The 18,368-nt window shown below is 37.3% G+C and carries 16 protein-coding genes; 5 read left to right on the top strand and 11 right to left on the bottom strand.

Translation table 11 applies throughout. The features are described 5' to 3' along the window. Nucleotides 1-14: 14 nt before the first annotated feature. The 5 genes from nadD (at nt 15) to AC106K_RS14925 (ending at nt 6,765) form a co-directional block, all read left to right on the top strand. Complete coding sequence (gene nadD, locus AC106K_RS14905) at nt 15-599, top strand: nicotinate (nicotinamide) nucleotide adenylyltransferase (protein WP_482446311.1); 585 nt, start codon at nt 15-17, stop codon at nt 597-599. 83 nt (nt 600-682) lie between these two features. Then, a complete protein-coding gene (locus tag AC106K_RS14910) occupies nt 683-1,021 on the top strand; it encodes a DUF3817 domain-containing protein (RefSeq protein ID WP_482446312.1) in 339 nt (112 codons plus the stop codon). Nucleotides 1,022-1,264: 243 nt separating this feature from the next. Further along, nucleotides 1,265-3,526, top strand: a complete 2,262-nt coding sequence (locus tag AC106K_RS14915) for a TonB-dependent receptor domain-containing protein (protein WP_482446313.1) — start codon at nt 1,265-1,267, stop codon at nt 3,524-3,526. Between the two features lie 44 nt (nt 3,527-3,570). After that, nucleotides 3,571-5,826, top strand: coding sequence for a TonB-dependent receptor domain-containing protein (locus tag AC106K_RS14920; protein ID WP_482446314.1), 2,256 nt, complete (start codon nt 3,571-3,573; stop codon nt 5,824-5,826). Between the two features lie 78 nt (nt 5,827-5,904). Then, nucleotides 5,905-6,765, top strand: coding sequence for an alpha/beta hydrolase fold domain-containing protein (locus tag AC106K_RS14925; protein WP_482446315.1), 861 nt, complete (start codon nt 5,905-5,907; stop codon nt 6,763-6,765). 49 nt (nt 6,766-6,814) lie between these two features. Here the strand turns inward: AC106K_RS14925 and AC106K_RS14930 are convergent, their stop codons facing one another. The 11 genes from AC106K_RS14930 to AC106K_RS14980 are packed head-to-tail and all read right to left on the bottom strand — an operon-like array spanning nt 6,815 to nt 18,160. Beyond that, on the bottom strand, nt 6,815-8,569 hold the full coding sequence (locus AC106K_RS14930) for a discoidin domain-containing protein (protein ID WP_482446316.1): 1,755 nt from the start codon (nt 8,567-8,569) through the stop codon (nt 6,815-6,817). A gap of 27 nt (nt 8,570-8,596) precedes the next feature. Then, nucleotides 8,597-9,622 (bottom strand): hypothetical protein, encoded by a 1,026-nt coding sequence (locus AC106K_RS14935; RefSeq protein WP_482446317.1) that lies wholly within the window; start codon nt 9,620-9,622, stop codon nt 8,597-8,599. Nucleotides 9,623-9,643: 21 nt separating this feature from the next. Beyond that, complete coding sequence (locus AC106K_RS14940; RefSeq protein WP_482446318.1) at nt 9,644-11,233, bottom strand: NAD(P)/FAD-dependent oxidoreductase; 1,590 nt, start codon at nt 11,231-11,233, stop codon at nt 9,644-9,646. Then, nucleotides 11,208-12,722: a polyamine aminopropyltransferase gene (locus AC106K_RS14945; RefSeq protein WP_482446319.1), complete on the bottom strand. Its 1,515-nt coding sequence runs from the start codon at nt 12,720-12,722 to the stop codon at nt 11,208-11,210. Before AC106K_RS14945 ends, AC106K_RS14940 begins: the two co-directional genes overlap by 26 nt. Beyond that, nucleotides 12,715-12,930 carry a DUF350 domain-containing protein gene (locus AC106K_RS14950; RefSeq protein ID WP_482446320.1) on the bottom strand — a complete coding sequence of 72 codons (216 nt, stop codon included), beginning with the start codon at nt 12,928-12,930 and terminating at the stop codon, nt 12,715-12,717. The genes AC106K_RS14945 and AC106K_RS14950 overlap by 8 nt, the downstream gene beginning before the upstream one ends. Nucleotides 12,931-12,942: 12 nt before the next feature. Beyond that, entirely contained in the window at nt 12,943-13,134 is a 192-nt protein-coding gene (locus tag AC106K_RS14955) for a hypothetical protein (protein WP_482446321.1), read from the bottom strand. Between the two features lie 3 nt (nt 13,135-13,137). Further along, entirely contained in the window at nt 13,138-14,601 is a 1,464-nt protein-coding gene (locus tag AC106K_RS14960; RefSeq protein ID WP_482446322.1) for a DUF4178 domain-containing protein, read from the bottom strand. A 2-nt stretch (nt 14,602-14,603) separates the two neighbouring features. After that, a complete protein-coding gene (locus tag AC106K_RS14965; protein WP_482446323.1) occupies nt 14,604-14,963 on the bottom strand; it encodes an S-adenosylmethionine decarboxylase family protein in 360 nt (119 codons plus the stop codon). Between the two features lie 20 nt (nt 14,964-14,983). Then, nucleotides 14,984-15,907, bottom strand: coding sequence for a citrulline utilization hydrolase CtlX (gene ctlX, locus AC106K_RS14970; RefSeq protein WP_482446324.1), 924 nt, complete (start codon nt 15,905-15,907; stop codon nt 14,984-14,986). Between the two features lie 3 nt (nt 15,908-15,910). Beyond that, nucleotides 15,911-17,239 carry a hypothetical protein gene (locus AC106K_RS14975; RefSeq protein WP_482446325.1) on the bottom strand — a complete coding sequence of 443 codons (1,329 nt, stop codon included), beginning with the start codon at nt 17,237-17,239 and terminating at the stop codon, nt 15,911-15,913. Between the two features lie 6 nt (nt 17,240-17,245). After that, nucleotides 17,246-18,160, bottom strand: coding sequence for a dimethylarginine dimethylaminohydrolase family protein (locus AC106K_RS14980; RefSeq protein WP_482446326.1), 915 nt, complete (start codon nt 18,158-18,160; stop codon nt 17,246-17,248). Nucleotides 18,161-18,368 lie beyond the last annotated feature (208 nt).

The following is an 18,368-nucleotide window of genomic DNA, read 5'->3' on the forward strand; positions in this document are numbered from 1 at the left end:
ACTACTTAACAAAAATGAAAAAAATCGGTTTATTTTTCGGGTCTTTCAATCCAATACATATCGGGCATCTTATTCTGGCTAATTATATCCTGGAAAATTCTGATATGGATGAACTTTGGTTTGTAGTAAGTCCGCAAAACCCATTTAAGGATAAAAAATCTTTATTGAAAGATCACAACAGGTTGGATATGGTGCAGCTTGCTGTAAAAAACTACCCTAATATGAGGGCATCCAATGTAGAGTTTTCTTTACCGAAGCCTAGCTATACGATCGATACCCTCACCTACCTTCATGAAAAATATCCGGATTATTCTTTCAGCCTGATCATGGGTGAAGATAACCTGGAGAGTCTTCACAAATGGAAAAACTCAGATCTTCTGATCAAAAACCATCATATCATTGTTTACCCAAGAGTATTTGAAGGAGAGAAAAAAGATTCTGAATATCTACAACACGAAAATATCTCTATGATCAAGGCTCCGGTTATTGAGCTTTCTGCCACGGAGATCCGTAATATGATCAAAGATGACAAAAATGTAAGACCTATGCTTCCTCCTGAAGTTTTTGAATATTTGGATGGAAGTAATTTTTATAAGTAATTTTGCAGTTCAGAAACTGAGCTTTAGTATGTAATGCTTAGTTCAGATTCAATGCTTATCATTCATAACCTATAATTCTAGAAATGAACTTCATCGAAAAATTCTTTTCAAAATACTCTCAGGAAAAACTCATCAAATGGTTTAAACAGATTTGTCTTGCAGAAGCCATTTCATGTGTTTTGTTGTATTGTGTTGCGATGATCTGGATTCGGTATGATGAGAATCTGTATTCTATTATTTTCATCAGTGTGATTGGTAGTTTACACGGATTATTTTTCACGCTTTATCTTTTACTCTGTCTTCCCGCAAGAAAAATTTACAATTGGGATGATGAAGATTTTGTATTCGCTTTATTGGCTGCATTTTTTCCTTTTGCTACGGTATGGGTAGATAAAAAGCTGGCTAATTTCGACAGAGAATAAAATTATTTTTCATAAAATTTCATGTTTTGCTGTAACAAAATTATTGTTACAGTTGTCTTATTATACAGAAAGGTCAAGCAATCAATTTTTTAATATAAAATTTTAACAACTGAAAATCAATAAGTTAAATTTAATTAAAATTATTTTTCAGTACTTTGTATTGCATGATACTAAATTTATTATATATCTTTGTAATGTTAAATAACAAACCATACAAGCTATTAAACTAAAAAATTAACAATCATGAAAACTCAATTTTTTATTGCAGCCCTATTTTTCAGCGGATTTGCTATAGCTCAGCAGAAAAAAGACAGTTTGAAGGTGAACAGCATTGAGGCTGTCAATATCAAGAAACAGGTTTTCAAAAAACAAGGAGACCGATTGGTATATGATGTAGCTGCTTCTCCTATTGCCAAAGGAACCAATACATTCAATCTGTTGAAGCAGACTCCTATGATTTCCAGTATTGACGGAAAAACACTGAAGATTCTGGGAAAAAATGATGCGGTAATCTACATCAACAACAAAAAGACGAATATGGATTCTGAGGCATTAATTGAAATGCTGAAGTCTACGCCATCAGAAGATATTCAGAAAATTGAAGTCATTACTGTTCCCGGAAGTGAATTCCAGGTGGAATCTAAGGAAGGGGTCATCAACATCGTGATGAAAAAGAACAAAAATAACGGCTACAACGGGACGATGAAAATGCAGAATGAACAGGCTTATTACAACAATCCTAATGCAGGAGGTTCTTTTAATTTCAGACAGGGAAAGTGGTCCGGGAATTCTAATTTCAGAATGGGCAGCTGGACGGAAAGACAAAATTATACACTTTCTAATGGGGACCCTACTTTCAGAAATGAATCCTCCGGATACAATGATGATCCCAATAAAAATTTCGGTGGCGGTTTCAACCTTGACTATGAAATCAACAAGAAACAAAGTCTTGGATTCTCGTATAACATGAGATACAATAAAAGTTTCAACTCTGTTTTGGATATTACAAACTGGCAAAACGGGGTTTTAACCAACAGAACGGTCAATAATGAGGATGCCCAAACCAGAAATCATTCTTTCAATCTGAATTATGAAGTAAAAACGGATTCACTGGGAAGCAAGCTGACATCGAATGTATCTTATCTTTGGTTCAACAGAGACAAGGTAAGCTTCAACGAAACTTTTCCTTTAAATACTGATCCTAACAATAGATACTCTGCTCTGCATCAATCTGTACCGCAGATCATCAACAATTATGCAGCCAATATAGATTACCTGAAAAAAACAGCTAAAGGGGCTACATGGCTGATGGGAATAAGCTATAACCGTACGAATACGGATAATGATGCCAAGCAGGACAGACTTCTGAACGGAGAATTCGTAGAAGATCCTAAGCAAACGAATCATTTCATTTATAAAGAAAATATTTTAGGAATCTACCTCAACTATGAGAGAAAGCTTACTGAAAAGTTATCCGGGAAAATCGGAGCCCGATATGAAATGACAAGAAGTACAGGTGATATTGTAGATAAAACAGGATTTGAAAGAAATTACAACAACCTGCTGCCTTATCTGAATTTAAACTACGCCATCAGTTCGGATCACAACCTCAGCTATACTTTTTCAAGCAGAATCAGAAGACCGAGATTCTGGGAGCTGAACCCATCCATAACGTATTTTACTCTTACCAATTATACGCAGAACAACCCTTTTATCCTGGCTGCTAAGTATTATAATCAGGAATTGAATTATATGTATAAAAATTCGTTCTATGCCAACCTTAGTTATAATATGGTAGAAGATGCTTCCGCTTCTGATATGCTTCCATTACAGGGAAGTATCACACGGCCTAAAAGAGATATTAATGGAAATATCATCCTTGACAACAACGGAAATAAAGTCATGGAAACGGTAAGATTCCTGAGATATATAAGAACCAACTACGGAAAGAACAGAGAGCTAAACTTAACGCTTGGAATGAACAAGTCATGGTTCAAAGATATATGGACAACGAATTATTCGGTTAATTTAACCTATTCTACTTACAAAGGCGGAGTATGGGAAGACCCGACAGCGATACCGACTCCGGGAGAAACTGAAACCCTGGATCCTTACATCATTGATGTCAAAAACTACAGCATGTCTGCTTCTCTTAACAATGTGATCAGACTTTCTTCCAAAAAAGACTGGTATCTGGGTATCAATTATTTCTTCGGAAGTAAAGTAGCCATGGAAAGTGGTACAGTAGGCACAAGACAAAGTTTCGATCTGAGCCTGAAAAAAATCGCAGGTGACTGGACGATTATGGCGGAAGTAAGCGACCTCTTCAATCAAAGCTTCTATAGGGTGAAAGGAATACAGCCTAACGGAATGTATAATAATATCACCAACTTCAGCTATCCAAGAATAATCAGCATTGGCGCTACTTATAATTTCGGAAATCAGAAACTGAAAAAAGCAAGGGAAATGAAATCAGCGAATGATGCTGTAAAATCAAGAACCTAATCTATAAAAAACTTATCACTTACCACTCTCTAAAGAAAACCAACATGAAACGTATCCTTTTATCTATAGCCATCGTCTTCGGAACCTGCGCCTTTGCTCAGGAGAAAAAATCTGACACGGCCAAAACGAAGAATATAGAAGGTATCACTATTACCAAACAGGTATTTAAAAAGCAAAGCGACCGTTTTGTATACGACGTAGCCGCCTCCCCCGTTGCCAAAGGAAATACCACTTTTGACCTTTTGAAACAGACTCCGTTATTATCTTCTACAGATGATAAAACCTTAAAAATTGCAGGAAAGAATAATGCGCTGATCTATATCAACGGAAGAAAAACCAATATGGATTCTGAATCTCTGGTTCAGTTTCTGAAAAATACACCTGCTGAGAATATTCAGAAAATTGAAGTGATTACCGTTCCAGGAAGTGAATATCAGGTAGAATCTTCAGATGGAATCATCAATATCGTTTTAAAGAAAAAAATGAGTGATGGTCTCAACGGAAATATGAGAATGTCTAATACCACCAACAAATACAATGCAAGCCAGGCAAGTTTCTCAGCCAATTACAGAAAGGGAAAACTTGGGATCAATGCCAGTCTTAGCGGTGGTGAGAATATCGAAGCTCAGACCTATACTTTAAGGAATGGTACTGCGTCTACGTCTAATGAATCTACAGGAGATATTGATGATCCGAACAAAAATATCGGGGGTTATCTGAACATCGACTATCAACTGAATGATAGAAGTAATCTGGCTTTATCCTGGAATACCTGGGCGAATAAAAGCTATAATTCTACCGTGAACCTTTTCAATACGATTAAAGATAATGGTAAAGACCCAAGGTATACATGGTCTAAAAATAAAGAAGATGCAAGGTCTTATAACAATTCCCTGAACTTAAACTATGAGCTGAAAACAGACTCTCTGGGCAGTAAATTGAATGTGAATGCTGCTTATCTGAACTACAGAAGGTTTCAGTATACAGATAACAAGACTTATATTTCGGATGCCAACAGAGGAATAGGAACGAATACTACCCAGGTGATCCAGGATCTGCCACAGATCATTAATAATTTTTCCGGAATGGCAGATTATATCCAAAAGTTTAAAAATGATCTTACGATTTCCATAGGAGGAAACTATAATAAAACAAAAACAGACAACGATTCTAAAAACATTACTTATTTCTTTGATCCCGCAAAAGCTCCTGATCCAAGACCGAACCATTTTATTTATGATGAAAATATTTATGGGGTCTATCTAACAGCTGAAAAGAAGTTTTCAGAAAAAATCTCCGGAAAAATCGGGGCCAGATATGAAATTACCAACAGTTTGGGAACTTCTGATAATGCCTCTACTGAAGAGCTCAAAAGAATTGAACGAAATTATAAGAATTTCCTTCCGTATTTAAGCTTCAATTATGCGATCAATGACAAGAACAATATTTCCTATTCATTTTCGAGCAGAATGAGAAGACCTAGCTTCTGGGAACTGAATCCGGTAAAAAATATCCTGACGGATGATAATTATACTCAAAACAACCCTTTTGTAAAGGCCTCTTCCACTTATAATCAGGAACTGACCTATATGTATAAGAATTCATACTTCCTTATTTTGAACCACTCTTATATCCAGGATGCCATTACTCAGGTTCCGCTACAGGGATACCCTGTTTCTCCTGATGGAAGCGTGGGAGCAAATCCTGTTCTTAGATACATCAGAACGAATTTTGGGAACAAACAGGAAATGTCTGCAATGATAGGGATGCAAAAATCATTCTTTAAACAATACTGGACCACCAATTTCAACATCGGCGTTCAGCATAATATCAATAACGGCAGCCTCGATACGGACCCTACTACAGGAGATCGTTTCAAAAACAAAGACGGAGAATATATCGTGTATACCAACAAAACAAATTCTACCAGTCTTTTGATTCAGACCAACAACACGATCCGTCTTGATAAAAAGAAAACATGGTTCTTTGGGCTTAATTATTTCTTCGTAGACCGACAGCAGATCGAACTGGGATCACTGAAAAGCCTGATGAGTTTAGATCTTAGTTTAAAGAAAGTCTGGAATGAGTGGACCTTTGCAGCCAACGTCAATGATATTTTAAATACCAATATCATTAAAATTGAAGATTACCAGGCTAACGGAAATTATAATTACATCCATCAGAACCGTTACAACAGAAGCTTTACAATAAGTCTTACCTACAATTTCGGAAATCAGAAAGTGAAAAAGGTAAGAGACATAGAAGGAGCATCAGATTCCATCAAAAGCAGAACCAGATAATAGTTATCTTTCTTCATATTCAATTAATTATTTTGTATAACCCGTCGAGTTTTCGTCGGGTTTTTTATCTTTAATGGTATGAAAAAAAGTCTTGTTATCTCATTTGCCGCTCTTATCATATTTCTTTTATTGATCTGTTGTAATGAAAAAAAGATCAGTCTGGGAAAAAACGTCCACTTTGAGAAAGAAACAAATATTGCTTATGGAAATCTTCCTGAGCAGATCATGGATCTTTATATTCCTCAGAAAAAATCAGCAAAAGAAAGAGAAGTATTCGTGATTATTCATGGTGGAGGCTGGCGCAGCGGTAATAAATCTCAACTTACATCCTTCACGCTCTCCCTGATGCAAAGGTTTCCTGATCATATTTTTGTCAATATGAACTACAGGCTTGCATCGGAAACTAACTATGCCTTACCCAATCAGCTTTATGATATTCAGGAGGTTTCAAAACTTTTAGAGAAAAGGCTTCATTACAGCCCGAAAATGATTTTATTGGGAAACAGTGCCGGCGGACATTTATCTATGTTGTATGCGTATCATTCCGATTCGTTGAAGAAGATTAAAGCCGTGATCAATATTGTTGGGCCAACCAATCTTTCAGATCCTAGCTTCAAAAGCTACCAGGAATATTCATTTGTAGAAAGAAGACTTGTGGATCCCCATATACCTGAACCAGGCATATCACGTATTGATTTTGCCAGCCCCATCCACTGGATTACGCAAAACACTCCTCCTACCCTTTCCTATTACGGAAAAACAGACCGTGTGATTCCTGCAGCCCAAGGAAAGATCCTGGATTCTGTCTTAAGTAAAAACAATGTAATACACGAGACTTATGAATTCAACGGAGGACATCTGGATTGGGATCGTTCTCCCAATGATCTTTTCCTTATTGATAAAATTGATCTTTTTCTGAAACGAATTGACAAAAAATAAACGCTCTGAAAATGATCAAAGCGTTTGTTTTATAGGAATATAATATGTTTTATTCAGATTTTACAATCTCCGTTCTTTCAGACATTCCGTTGGCGTTGAAAGCTTCAATCTGGAAATAATAAGCATCCGTTCTGTCTGCTCCGGTAAAGAAGTATTCATTTTTACCATAGACCATGATACTTCCATACATTTTATCAGGAGATTTCCCCCAATAGATCACGTATCCGTCAGCTTCGGGGTTTTGTTGCCATTTCATCCAGATACTTCTTCTTTCACCATACTTTTTGGGATCAGCTCGTAAAGGAACGAATCCTTCTACTTTTTTAGGCTTCTCTCCTGCTCCTTTCCCGAATACTCTGAAACCACTCAGGGCAAACTTACCGGTAGGCATTTTCAGATTTTCCATTTTAAGGAATCTTGCTTTAGCCGGCTTTTCCAATTCTACATAATCGTGAGGAACATCTTTTGTATTTTTACTTTTATCAACAATGACGCTCCATTTTTTCCCGTCATCTGATCCGTAGATCTTATACTGATGCATTTTCCCTAAAGTTTTCCCCATAAATTCAGCATCCTGATCTGCATAATTGATCTGAATGGCATTGATCGCAGATACTTCACCAAGATCCGTCTGGAACCACTCCCCGGAATTTCCGGTCTTTGCACTCCAATAGGTTTTAATATCTTCGTCTACCGCATAATTAGGCTGATAACCTCCTAAAGTAGAAGAAACCTGAACGGGTTTATTATAGTTCAGCAACATCCATCCGGCAAAAAGGCCTTTTGTAAAATCTTTTCCCTGTGCATACTGCGGAAGGTAAGTAGGATAATCTCCATAAGCCGTGTTACAATACATCACATCGTCTTTATCAAATCCGGCAGGCCATATTCCCAACCTTCTTTCAAAATTATTTTTTGTGGAAATAAAAATGGTAGAAACATGCCACCAGTTTTTGTAGTTATCTTCAAAAGTAGCTCCATGCCCCGCTCCTCTTGCAAAACCTCCGGGTTTATAGGAAAACGGATTATGCTGCTGGTACTCGAAACCTTCCAAAGGTTTTTTGCTCACATAAACCCCGTCTGAATATCCACTGAATTCTGTAGCCGGCGCTCCATACTGCATATAGTATTTTCCATTATGTTTGGTCACCCATGCTCCTTCCACAAAAGGCTGAAGAAAAACATTATCGTTATATTCCCCGAATCTTTCCCAGCCATGATCTTCAGGTTTTAGCTTGATGATTGGTTTTACAAAGCCTTCGGACTGAAGATTTTTTACTTTTACCTCTGTTCCCAATAGAGGCCATTCGTTGCTGGATCCCCAATACAGGTACAATTTGTTTTGATCTTCATCATAGTGAAATGCAGGATCCCAGGCTCCTACTTTTAAAGTATCCACCGCTATTTTCCAGTCGTCTTTGGTAGGATTGGTACTTTTCCAGATCGGAAAGTCCTGCTCCCAGGTAGAACCATAGACATAAAGCGTATCTTTCATAGCCCATACCGCCGGAGCATTAAGGTCATGGATATATTTGTTATCTCTCAGGAATTTTCTTTTCACAAATTTCCAGTCCAGCATATCATCACTGTACCAGTATCCTTCCTGATTGGTAGAAAAAAGGAAAAGTTTATTTTTAAAATTGACAATTACCGGATCTGCCGTAGCACGATGTTTCCCTTGTTTGGAAAAAACTTCAAAAGGGGTATAACCATAGTCGATGTTGATGGGGTTACAGAAGGTTTTCTGCTGACCACTCACCCACATTCCGAGGAAAATGGCTAGCGATAAAAGATATTGTCTCATTTTTAGATTTTTATATTCGAGGCAAAGTTAGCTAACTTTTTTCGGTTTCCTCCAGATAAAACCATCCAGAAGATAATGGGTAAGCTGCGGAACCACCAATAGTGGAACCAGAAACTGAAGGAGGATTTCCGGAACTGTAAAATCCAGGGAAAAATGTTCGTTCCAAACCAATGTTTCCCATAAGAATTCTTCAAGAAAAGCAAATCCAAGAATGACTCCTACAAATAAAAAGATCCCCATTACAGATTTGAAGATCAGCAATCCGTCCAGCTGGCTGTTTTCTTTTTGTCTGATTTCCCGGATATAGATCAGCGCGATATAAGGAATTCCATGAGAAATAACGTTCAGAAAGGTAAAAAGAAGGTCATTATTAAAGTAAACAATTCCGAAATACCAGGAAAGATAAGTCCCGGCAATCAGAGCGGTTTTAGGAATATTCAGCTGTTTTGTTTTAAACGCTTCAAAAGCCGTCTTTATCAGCCAGGTCATCAATATCCCAAAGTATAAAACGGTAATAAAGCCGGTATAGTCCGGAAGATTCTGAAGCCAGTCGAATTCGTTGTTTACAAACCAGGTAAAGGCTCTTGGAGTCTTAAACCAGTATAACATGGGATAAATAGTCGCTGCATAAACGGCAACCTCATCGATTCTTTTGCTCCAGTTATTCGGCTCGAAACGGGCATAGATCCTCATAAACCCATACTGCTGACGGATGAAATGAAAAACAGCAATCAATGCCAGGACAGACCAGAATGTAAGGCCTCCAAACTGAAATAAAATAATTCCAAGAACCCAGCTTATCAAAGGAATTCCGATATACAAGAGCTTTCTTTTCTGTATTTCTCCTTTTACAAAATAGGTTTTGAACAGTGTGGAATACACATGGGCAACGTCTACAAAAACAATCAGAAAAAGCCATGTATAAAAAGAATAGCTGCTTTCCAGGTCCTGAATCTGTTTCTGAAAAAGGAAAATAATCAAAAGAACGAGAAAAGGCGGTGATAAGATCAGCCACCCGTCTGTTTTTGCGTTATGAATCCAAGGTTGCTTCATGATGATTTGCTTTTGGTTGCTTTATATCATTTGTTCTGCGGCTCTCATTCCCTGATAAAAAGCTTCTTCAAAAATAGAGATTCCTGAGAGATCAGAATGAGCAAAGAAAATTTTCTGATCTACAGGTTCTTTTGCAGCCTGCGCTTTCGTACCAAAAATCTGGCCGGGAACCGGAGCGATCATTGCATGTCCTATTTTATGAAACTGCATTTCCAGAATAAAATCTTCTATCAATGGGTGCGCTTTCTTCAGATCTTCCAAAACTAAAGTTTTCAGTTCTGCTTCTTTCATTGCGTACAGCCCTTTTCTTGCTTTTCTGCAATCGCTACCGGAAAAACTTTTATAGTAAGTAATCACTTTTTCTCCAAGATTCTGATTGAGGTTCTGATGCTGATCGTAAATATAACCTAAGCCTGACGATCCGTAGATCACATTATCCCAGGCCAGCTCTTCATCACCCCCAAATTCATTCTTTAAGGTAATGGTCGTAAGAAGCCACGGAACGTAATGAAATGAATCTGCTCTTTTATCGCCTAATATTCTTTCATTCACAAATTGCGGTGTTGCAAAGAGTACTTTATCCGCAATGATCTTTTTTGTTTTTTTCTGAACACTGTCGAAGCTTAATACCTCAACTTTATCATTGATCTTCACCTCAAAAACAAGATGTCCGGATAAGTGTTTTCCTTCTGTATATTTTGAAAAATGCTGTGCCAGTCTGGCATTTCCTTCCGGCCATGTGAAAACCTGGTCTTTATAGGTTTTACTCCAGTTGTTTTTCCTGCCTGCAAAATAATGAATTCCCGCCCAGGCTGAAACATAATCAAGACCCAATCCGTAATCATCTCTACAGGAATAATCCAATAGCCACATCAGCTCTTCTGAATGGTAATTCTGTTCTTTAAGCCAATCTCTGAAAAGCATATTTTCAAGCTTTATCACCTCATCTTGCCTGCTGGAATCATGTACAGGAATAGCAAACCAATATTTTCCGTGTATATCTTTCTTTTCCCGAAATGTATCCATCATTTTGAAAAAACGGGTAAGCTCTTTCTGAGTTTCTATTGTAATCCCCTTTTGCGGAACTATATCGTTCTGCCAGGAATTTCTGAAGAAAAGTCTTTCCTGCTGTGGAAAAGTCATCTGATATTCGTCAAGAACAGGCTCTCCGTTTTCATCTGTTCCCAGACAAATTTCACATTCTTTCAGAAAATCTATGATCTCGGTATTCTCTTTATTGGGTAAAGGTAAATAATGGGCTCCCAGAGGAAATTTTGAAAACTGATTCTGCCCGTTGGAAGAGTTTCCACCCAAATGGTTTTCCATTTCCAGAAGGAGATAATCTTTCTTATTATTCAAACTAAGGAATCTGCTTGCAGAAAGCCCTGAAATCCCACCACCCACAATGAGGTATTGAGTGTGGATAACTTCTGAAAACTGTGGAAAATCTTTTGCCCAAAGCCGATGTCCCAGAACATGATTGGTCCCGGTGATCTTCAGCAACAACGATTTTACCTTCTTCCCACAATACTGCAGAAAAGGAAGCATCAGGCTACCTAAAAATATAGTTTTAAGGAAATCCTTCCTACTGAACTTTCCCCCACTCTTCATCAAAATAACGCACTAATATCTGGTTATCCAGACGGTTAACTTCTACTTCTTTCACCTTCATATCTTTGTTGAAATAAGACATCTGTGAAAAATTATAATCATAAAATCTTAGATTGGGCAGCTTTCTGTAGACTCTGTTATTGATCGGTTCAAAGGAAGCCATCGAAAATCCCCACTCTCCAAATGATGGTACATAGGTATGATATGCAGCCGTGAAAGGAAAAATCTGATTGATTGTTTTTTCGATACACCAGAACGATTTCGGGGCAAAGTATGGAGAAGTCGTCTGAACCACAATTTTGGTATCAGGGGTCGTCAGCCTCTCAAGTTCTTTATAAAATTGCAGTGAATACAGTTTTCCTAAGCTGTAATTGGATGGATCCGGAAAGTCTATGATAATCACATCGAATTTCTTTTTGCAGTCTTTTACCCAGATATAAGCATCTTTGTTGATTACTTCCACTTTGGGATTGGAAAAAGAATTCTGATTAAGCCCGCGCATGGTCTCATTGTTTTTGAAGAACCTGGTCATTTCACCATCAAGATCTACAAGGGTTACTTTTTTAACGTCTTTATATTTTAATACCTCACGTACGGCAAAACCATCACCACCTCCTAAGATAAGGACATTATCTACGTTTTTGGCCATTGACATTGCCGGATGTACCAACGCTTCATGATAACGGTATTCATCGGTAGAGGAAAACTGTAAGTTATTATTTAAATACAGACGGAATTCATGACTGTTTCTGGTCAGAACAATTCTTTGATAGGGCGAGCTCTTGGTGTACACCACATTTTCTCCATACAGCTTCTCTTCTGAATATGACAGAATGGTATCTGAAAAAATAAAAAGACCAAGAAGAAGTATAAAGGCTCCGATAGATTTTACTTTTAAGGAAATCGGTTTCGACAGTTCTCTTGTCAGGTAAAAGCATAGAAAAATAGCGATTGAAATATTGATCAGTCCAAAGAACAGCGGGGTCTTTACAATTCCAAGATGTGGAATAAGTACCAGTGGGAACAGGATGGAAGCCAAGAGTGCCCCGATATAATCAAAAGCAAATACATTCGAAACCAAATCTTTGAACCCTATCCGATCTTTGAGGATATTCATCAGAAGAGGAATTTCTACCCCAACCAGACATCCGGTAAAGAATACAAACAGGTAAAGAACGGCTTCGAAATGAGCCATTGTATTGAAAAGAATAAACAGTACAACGGAACTGATCCCCCCCACAATACCTACCAGAATTTCGATCTCCACGAATTTATCGATGAGATTTCCTTTGATAAATTTTGCCAGATAGGAACCTACTCCCATCGAAAAGAGATAAACACCGATGATAAAGGAAAACTGCTTGACAGAATCTCCTAGCAGGTAGCTTGCCAATGCCCCGGCCACCAATTCATAAATCAACCCACATGTAGCAATGACAAATACCGAGAACAATAAAAGCATTTCAAGAGGGATCCTCTTTTTATCCATGAATCGCTGCGCTTATAATCATTGAAATTCCGATAATGAATGCTCCGAAAACAATTGCCAGTGCAATATTTTTATTCTGAGCGATCTCGTGCCATGTTTTTTCCGGTGTCAGTTTTTCTATAATGAAATAACAGATCAGTAAAATAGCGATTCCCAGAAATGAATAAAGAATCGAATTGAATATTGGTAATACATTGAAGTTGTCCATAGTTTTATATTTTTATTTGTGATAATATCTGTAAAATCCTGCTCTGGAATGGCTTTTTGTAGTGCCATCACGATATTTTTCTGTTTTGGTGCAATCACAGAACTGGTTTCCTGTAAAAGTCAGATAAACGAACCAGCCCAGAAATACTCCTCCAATAGCAAACAGCATCCAGTTGTTTCTGATATAATTGATGATTTTTTCCATAGCTTAATTGGTAGGATAAGGTGAATTCGAGCTATTGCTCCATTTGCTCCCTTCAAAAATACGTTTGATCAGATAAGTCAATCCAGTAAACAAGGCTAAAAAGAAGAGTACAATTCCAAAGTTCCAGAAGGAAACCGGAAGCCATGTAGCTTTAAGTTTTATTGCTGCATTCTGCTCATATTTGCTAGGATACCCATAATCAGGAACCATATTGACAAGAACAGAATCTATTTTTCCCATTGCTTTCACATTATTCAGAAGGCCTGTTCTTTCTATTATTTTGTTCTTTAGGGAATCTCTGTCATGGTAGCTATTAACGCTTTTGTCTTTATCATTCTGCAAAAAATAGGTCCCGGTTTCATTCTGTATAACTGAAAAATCTCCATTTTCCGGCCTGTATCCAGCTTTAAACGGATCTGTTATTCCGCCTTCTTTTTCTGCTGAAACCAGAAAATGATAAGTTCCTGCAGCGACTCCACAGATATTGAAATCTTCACTTTTGCTGCCTTCGCTCCAGCTTTCGCCATCTTCATATCCGGAATATTGTTCAATGTCTTTAGAAGCATAGACAACTTCGTTGGTCTTTTCATTCACCAGGCCTATTCCTACATTGGCCCAGGAGTTATCCACATCGCAAAAGGCATGGATCTTCAGAGGAGCTGAGCCTCCTGAAAGGGTAAAGCTTTTGCTGACCAATTCTTTGTCGTTAACATCTGAAAAATTGATATTCTGCTCGAAAACGGTCTGGTTGTTTCTTGAGGTCACCACATACAGCTGCAATACACAGATCAACAAGGCAATGACAGCCATAATGTTGATACACTGTTTCACATTAAGTGGAAAAGGCTGAACAATTCCTATTCCGGTGCGATACGGCATATCTTTTATTCCAAAGGCTTTTCTGATCGCCGCTCTTGAAATATGATTCCCTTTGAAGAATTGAACGGATTTTCCATACTCTTCCCGGGAGATCATTTCTGCTCCGTTCACATATTCTTTATAGGTAGCTAACCCGAATGACAGTTTATCTTCAAAAAAACCAGTAGCTGCATGTACTGTACAAGGAGTGGTTTCATACCATCTGTAATTCTTGCCATCTGCCTCAGCATAATACTGATATTCTTTAAAAGCAAAATCAATAGGCCGAAGAAGTACCCAATGTCCATCACTTTCGCTGAGGTAGACATTATTTCCGGCCCGGTCTTTCAGGGAATATTCTCTCCAGAAAGTAGATGAACCGTATTTTTTGATGACGATATTTATAATCCAGTATTCCGTACCATAGAGCGTCCCCTTGCGCCCTACTTCCAGAACAACATTTTCTACAGGCTTCTTTATGACTTTCTTTTTGGTAGTTTTTCCTACCTCAACAAGGCTGTCACAATGGCTGCAGATAAATTCTTCAACGGAAAAGTCAATGGCCAGATCATTATTGTTGGTTTGGCAAAAGGGACAGATGTGATCCATTTTTATCTGTAAATTTTGTGTTTCTGAATGGTATTAGCTTTAAAATATTGAACCACTTCATCGGCAATCTGCTCCACTTTCAAGGTATTGTCCTGTGTATAATTGCACAGAAAAACATCAAAAGTAAGTTGTTTAAATTCCGGCCATGTATGAATGCAAAGATGCGATTCTTTAAGGCATACTGCCGAAGTAAAACTCTGATTGTCAAAAATATGATTGGTCATTCCTACAATCTCCACGTCTTTGGTTTTCAGGATACTTTCTGTAAATGCCAGAAAACCTTTGCTGTCTAATAACAAATCTTCTGACTCTGTTTCCAAAGTCAGAAGAATATGTAAACCTTTATTTGATAATGGGTTCAATTAATTTTTTCGTAAATATATTATTTTTTTGGAAGAAAAACTTCTGCAAGCATACATCTTGCACTTCCTCCTCCGTTTACTTCAATGGTATTCAGGTCTGAATAAATGATTTCGCAGTATTTTTCAATCGCTGCTACCTGTTCTGATGTCAAAGACTGATAAGCTGTCTGGCTCATTACCAGGAACTTTTTACCGTCTTTGTTCTGAACCTGAAGCATATTTCCTGCAAACTGCTGCATCTGCTCTTCTGAAATCTCGATGATCTCTTTTCCTGAGTTTTTGATGGTTTCAATAACTTTTTCTCTTTCCAGCTCATCATCGATACAATCAAGACAGATCACTACAAACTTATCTGCAACGCACATCATTACATTGGTGTGATAAATAGGAAGTCTTTCTGTCCCTACAGTCTGATAAGAATGGAAAACTACCGGCGTGAAACCGTATTTTGCACAGAATTCTCTGAACAATTTTTCATCCAGTCTTAAAGAAACTGATCCATAAGCAATTTTATTGTCATGGTCAAAGATCATACTTCCCGTCCCTTCAAGAAAATGACCTTGTGTTTCAGGGAAAGACCAGTCGTCAATTTCATCAATTTCAAAACCTAATTGCTCAATACTTTCAAGAATATCTTCTCTTCTCTCCACTCTTCTGTTGGAGGCGAACATCGGATATAAAACCACCTTTCCGTCTTTATGGAAACTCACCCAGTTATTCGGGAAAATAGAATCCGGTGTATGCGGATCTAATGTATCTTTGATGGTAATAACATTAACTCCTTTTTCTCTCAGCTTTCCGACAAAGGTATTGAACTCCGCCAAAGCTTTTGACTGAATATCAGAACCTGTCTGTTCTACCTGGAAGTAGTTGTTTTTCGCAGTTTCTGCATTGTAACCGAATGCAATCGGTTCTATCATTAGTACTGTATCTGTTGTTTGCATTTTTTATTCTTGTTTACTAAAAATATTTAAAATAATTGAAAATTCATCTGGATGCTCAAAGAATCTTCTGGTAAAAACCTTTCCGTTTCCGTCGGTTATTTCAACCGTGTAATCTTCTCTGCAGATGAACTCCGTCAGAAAATTATAAAATCTCGGAGATAAAGAGATATTGTTTCCTAAGTAATCTTCTTTCTTTACCGATGTATCTGACTTTAATCGATTATAGATAATTCCAAGTTCGTGAGAAAAAATTTCAGAAGCATCAAGATTATCAGAAACTCTCTGGCTGATATTTCTTGAAAACAAAACTGAGGGCGAAAAAATATCAAATTCTGTCATCCAGATTTCTTTTTTTTTGTAGTAAGCCCCTCCACAGCTCCGCATCTTTATTATTTCATTTTTAATTTTTCTTTTATTTCTGACTAATTTCCCATCTATCAGATCATAATATCTTTTCGAGGGATATTTGCTTCTTATTTTCCCATTAGCATTGGTAGATCTTATTTCCCAAAGAACATATCTTTTATCATCACCTGTATAATAAATATACTTATTCTTCTGATGATCCGGAATAAAAAGCTCTTCATCATAGAGTAAATCATTATGCTTTACCACTCTGCTTTCTATTTTACCCCGAAGGTAGGTTTCAATGTAGATTGAATCCTGACTTTTGATAATACTATCTCTTTCCTTATTACGGATATGATTATAGCCGTAGAGCCTATTGGGTGACACATAATAAGAAGAATCTATTTCAAAGCCCTTTTCAAAAAGCGTTTTGCTCACTTTTGTTCCATTCCGATACAATCTATAATATCCGGTCTCAGAAGTGTTCTCATTAAAACTCAAGAGTGAGTCTTTGGAATTAAAAACAAAACGTTTCTTATAAAACTCATTTTTTCCAGTCTTAGTCTCCAGAAAGTTCGCCTCATAATTGATACTTTTTGGATTATTAAGATCCGGACAGTAATTTCTAAAAATATGAACCCCGTTTTCGCTTTTGCTCTCTTTTTCCACAGAAGCGATCATTCCGCCAGCAGAATATGAAACTCTGAACTCTGTGTTCTTAGATATTACACGGGATAGCCTATTTTGTCTGTCATAAATGAGCCAGGAAGTTCCATTAATATTGGAAGTAATGATTTCATTTTTATTGGCTAATATCTCAATCCTGTTGACTTCTTCTCCATTCTTCTTCAAAACAGCAGTCTTAATATTATACTGTTTGTATGTTTCAAGATCTCCGGAATAAATTTTCTTCCAGTCAAAAAGCTGTGCATCAGTTTTTATGACTGCAAGAAAAACTACCAATATGAAAAATAGTCTACCCAAAATACGCTACTCTCTCACAAGTGGCATCGTAGAGCATCTCAACAATCCGCCCATTTTAGAAATTTCTCTGTAAGGGATTTCTTCTACGGTCATTCCCCACTCGTTTCTCAGGTGGTTATTCATTCTCGTAAAGGCTTTGTCTGAAACTACAATTTCCGGAGAAATAGAGAAAATATTCGGGAACATTTCAAACATTTCTTCGTCATTGATGTGGAAGCAATTTTCTTCTCCAAAAATATCAATGATCAGACGGTAGTCACTTTCATCTACAAATCCGTTTTTATAGATGATACACTTATCTTCTCCTATTGGGTTGAAGGTACAGTCAAGGTGCAGAATTCCTTCAAACGGAACTTTATCATTTTTCTTCAGTTCAAGATCGATGATTCTTTTCTTAGGAAAATATTCTTTTAAGATTTCGATGGCGTATTCATTCGTTCTCGCCGTTTTATAGTTTCTGTAGTCTTCGCTGAAGCAGGTACCTATGAAAATAAAATCATTCCATACGATGACATCCCCACCTTCGATATGGGCTGTTTCAGGAAGATTGATAATTTTTCTCCATGCCACTTTTTCGAAAACGCTTTTGTATGCTTCCTGCTCGTCTGCTCTGTCAGCAATCACGTTGGAAATGATCATTTTGTCGTCAATTACAAAGGCTACGTCTCTTGAAAAAACCTGGTTATAATCTTCTATGATACTTGGGCGAAGGACTTCAACGTCATACTTCTTTAAAACCGCTTCAAAAGCGTTCATTTCATTGATGATATCCTCTTCTTTAGGATAAATGTTGTGCTCGATTGAGTAATATGACTTGGCGTCATAACTTTCTTCCAGTGTGGGAACCGCCCCCAAAGAATTAGGCTGACCTAGTACTACTGACCTCAGCCTTCCCGTTTCGTTTTTAATGTTTAGTCTCATAAAGATTTATGCAATACTACAAATATAAGTAAAGGTCTCTATCTGCAAAACTTTTGGATTATTTTATATATTAAATTTAACCGCCTCTGGCAGCGGCCTTCAGCAAAATTCACCTCCTATCAGACAAACCATAGATACAGTATGCAAAAACGTCTACAACTTACTATATTTCATCTACATAAGTATGATAAAACAGATATTTTTTAAA

The organism is Chryseobacterium sp. FR048 (assembly GCF_056844665.1).

What these genes read in the sequence shown, in the direction of transcription:
- AC106K_RS14950 (WP_482446320.1), bottom strand. Translation starts at nt 12,930, where the DNA reads ATGGACAACTTCAATGTATTACCAATATTCAATTCGATTCTTTATTCA.
- AC106K_RS14930 (WP_482446316.1), bottom strand. Translation starts at nt 8,569, where the DNA reads ATGAGACAATATCTTTTATCGCTAGCCATTTTCCTCGGAATGTGGGTG.
- AC106K_RS14945 (WP_482446319.1), bottom strand. Translation starts at nt 12,722, where the DNA reads ATGGATAAAAAGAGGATCCCTCTTGAAATGCTTTTATTGTTCTCGGTA.
- AC106K_RS14940 (WP_482446318.1), bottom strand. Translation starts at nt 11,233, where the DNA reads ATGAAGAGTGGGGGAAAGTTCAGTAGGAAGGATTTCCTTAAAACTATA.
- ctlX (WP_482446324.1), bottom strand. Translation starts at nt 15,907, where the DNA reads ATGCAAACAACAGATACAGTACTAATGATAGAACCGATTGCATTCGGT.
- nadD (WP_482446311.1), top strand. Translation starts at nt 15, where the DNA reads ATGAAAAAAATCGGTTTATTTTTCGGGTCTTTCAATCCAATACATATC.
- AC106K_RS14910 (WP_482446312.1), top strand. Translation starts at nt 683, where the DNA reads ATGAACTTCATCGAAAAATTCTTTTCAAAATACTCTCAGGAAAAACTC.
- AC106K_RS14980 (WP_482446326.1), bottom strand. Translation starts at nt 18,160, where the DNA reads ATGAGACTAAACATTAAAAACGAAACGGGAAGGCTGAGGTCAGTAGTA.
- AC106K_RS14955 (WP_482446321.1), bottom strand. Translation starts at nt 13,134, where the DNA reads ATGGAAAAAATCATCAATTATATCAGAAACAACTGGATGCTGTTTGCT.
- AC106K_RS14915 (WP_482446313.1), top strand. Translation starts at nt 1,265, where the DNA reads ATGAAAACTCAATTTTTTATTGCAGCCCTATTTTTCAGCGGATTTGCT.
- AC106K_RS14935 (WP_482446317.1), bottom strand. Translation starts at nt 9,622, where the DNA reads ATGAAGCAACCTTGGATTCATAACGCAAAAACAGACGGGTGGCTGATC.
- AC106K_RS14960 (WP_482446322.1), bottom strand. Translation starts at nt 14,601, where the DNA reads ATGGATCACATCTGTCCCTTTTGCCAAACCAACAATAATGATCTGGCC.
- AC106K_RS14920 (WP_482446314.1), top strand. Translation starts at nt 3,571, where the DNA reads ATGAAACGTATCCTTTTATCTATAGCCATCGTCTTCGGAACCTGCGCC.
- AC106K_RS14925 (WP_482446315.1), top strand. Translation starts at nt 5,905, where the DNA reads ATGAAAAAAAGTCTTGTTATCTCATTTGCCGCTCTTATCATATTTCTT.